This window comes from Carnobacterium sp., from assembly GCF_032094055.1.
Lineage (GTDB): Bacteria > Bacillota > Bacilli > Lactobacillales > Carnobacteriaceae > Carnobacterium_A.
On record NZ_DAMDAK010000072.1, the window covers coordinates 1,307 to 3,691 of the forward strand.

A 2,385-nucleotide genomic window follows, 5' to 3' on the forward strand; every position below is an offset into this window, starting at 1 on the left:
CGTAATGGAAACTGGTACCCATGATGAATTAATGGCAAAAGGCGGTTTCTATGCCGATTTGTATAACAGCCAATTCGCCGAACAACCAGCTATCTAATAAGATAAAATAAGAGACTGACTTAAAAGTATCAGTTAGTTAGAAAAAAGTAGAAAGTGCCAAAATTATTTGGCCGCTTTCTACTTTTTTTGTTTGATTATGGACTCTTCCTATTTAGACGAATTAGTATTTAAATAAGTGGATTGCTTAATTTGAAATTCAGAAGCTTTAACAGTAAATCATTCATAATTAAACGCTGCTTAAGGCCAGTCTTTTATTTTCTACACAAAAAAACCATCTTAGCAGGAGTAGCTAAGATGGAAAGGGTTGGGTTCTTTTAAACCTGGAGGAGGTAAAAGAAAAAAATAAAAAAGTTGGTTGTTTTTGGTATGTCTTTAGTATAGAAAGAAAATGTGAAGAACTTGTGATGAAAGATAAGTTATTTCGTGAAACTAGTCAAAATGCAAGAAGAAATAAAAATAGGTAAATAAATAACCAACGTGTTAAACTAAAAGAAAAAGAAAATGAGGGAGAGTAAAATGACTGAATACAAAATAATGCCGCTTGATCAATACAAAGAAATGTTAGACTTAGCAAGTTATGCCTTTAATATAGAGAAAACAGAAAAACGCGAAAATGCATTTAAAGAGCTTTGCTCTGTTTCGGTATGCTATGGAGCTTTTCAAGATGAAACATTGATGAGCCAACTCATTGTTCGGCCAATGGAAGTTTACCTACACGGAAAAATCTTTCCAATGGGAGGGATCGGCTATGTATCAAGTTACCCTGAAAATAGGGGTGGAGGAGATATCGCTCAGTTAATGAAGTTGTCATTAGAAAAGATGAACGAACAAGGCCAGTTGCTCTCTTACTTATCGCCTTTTTCTTATCCGTTTTATCGCAAATACGGCTATGAACAAAGTTTTGATGATATCCAATATACGATTGATGTCAGTGAATTGCCGAAAATGCAAAAAACATTGGGAACAATTCGGCGTGTCCAATGGGAAGATACAAAAGCAACAATAAAATCACTTTATAAAAATCGCTATCAAACCAGTATTGGTCCGCTTAAACGCAGTGAATGGGATTGGGAATTTTTAATGACGTCACGAGAAGAGTCTAAGATTGCGTTATATTTGGATGAAAAAGGCGAAGCCCAAGGCTATTTAATCTATTCTTTCAAAGGACAAGATGCTAAAACGTTTGTCTTGCAAGAAATGGTTTATTTGTCTCATACAGCCTTTAGTGGGTTATGGAATTTTGTGGCTTCACATAAAGCCACTTTCTATACCTATCTTTATAAAACGGGTGAATCCGAAAAAATAGCTTACCTGTTAGAGAATCCAAGAGTTAAACAAGAATTAGTTCCTTCAATGATGGCGCGAATTGTGAATATGGAACAATTTTTGTTAGCTTATCCATTTAAAGAAAGAGCTCCTCAAACTGTTTATTTGAAAGTTGAAGATCTAGTAGCCCCTTGGAATGCAGGAGTTTGGAAGTTAGAATTATATTTGACTGATAGAAAAGTTTCTCGGGTAACCGATGAACAAGAGCTTTCTCAAGTTTCTCTTTTATCCGGTACCATTCAAGCTTGGACGCAAGTTTTTATGAACTATCGGACGATTGAAGAATTGCACTTCTTTGAACGGATTCAAGGAGATGAGCAAACATTGGCTGATTTTGCAAAACGAATTCCAGAAGGAACGCCGGTTTTATATGATTATTTTTAGTTGAAGCAGTTTACTCCTTCTTCTTCTTGCAAATTATTCCTTTTTCTTATACACTTATTAAAAGTAAGTTAAACGCATAAAGCGAATTGAGAAAGGAATGAAACAAATGCTTAGCTTAAATGAAAAGACGCATATTGGAGAAGTTGTTTTAAATGTTGAAAATCTACAGGAGATGAAACAGTTCTATCAAACTGTTATGGGCATGGACATAAAAGCTGAAACACCATCAGTAGTTTCTTTTGGAGCAAAAGGAGATAAAACGATACTGTTGACACTGAAAGCCGTTCAAGCAGGAGGGCCTAACGTTCGTTCGACAGGATTGTATCATTTGGCTCTTTTGTTGCCTACTCGACAAGATTTAGGTGAGATATTGTACCACCTCCTCATTTCGGGATACCCGCTGACTGGTGCCAGTGATCATGGCTATAGCGAAGCTCTATATTTGGATGATCCTGAAGGAAATGGAGTTGAAATCTATTGGGATAAACCTAAATCTGAGTGGGATATTCGTCCAGATGGCCAAATTGCTGGCGTAACAGATCCAATGGATGCAGAGAGTGTGATCGCTGAAGCTAAAGGAACGTTTAGTCAATTGCCTTCGGGAAGTTCTATAGG

At 36.3% G+C, this 2,385-nt stretch carries 2 protein-coding genes and 1 pseudogene; all 3 read left to right on the plus strand.

Translation table 11 applies throughout. The annotated features are described in order from the left end of the window. Positions 1-97: pseudogene (locus tag RT405_RS10365) on the plus strand (ABC transporter ATP-binding protein); the annotation flags it as partial. A 479-nt stretch (positions 98-576) separates the two neighbouring features. Further along, on the plus strand, positions 577-1,770 hold the full coding sequence (gene eis / locus RT405_RS10370) for a GNAT family N-acetyltransferase (protein WP_313469536.1): 1,194 nt from the start codon (positions 577-579) through the stop codon (positions 1,768-1,770). 97 nt (positions 1,771-1,867) lie between these two features. After that, on the plus strand, positions 1,868-2,385 hold a 518-nt coding region (locus RT405_RS10375; protein WP_313469550.1), incomplete at its 3' end, for a VOC family protein.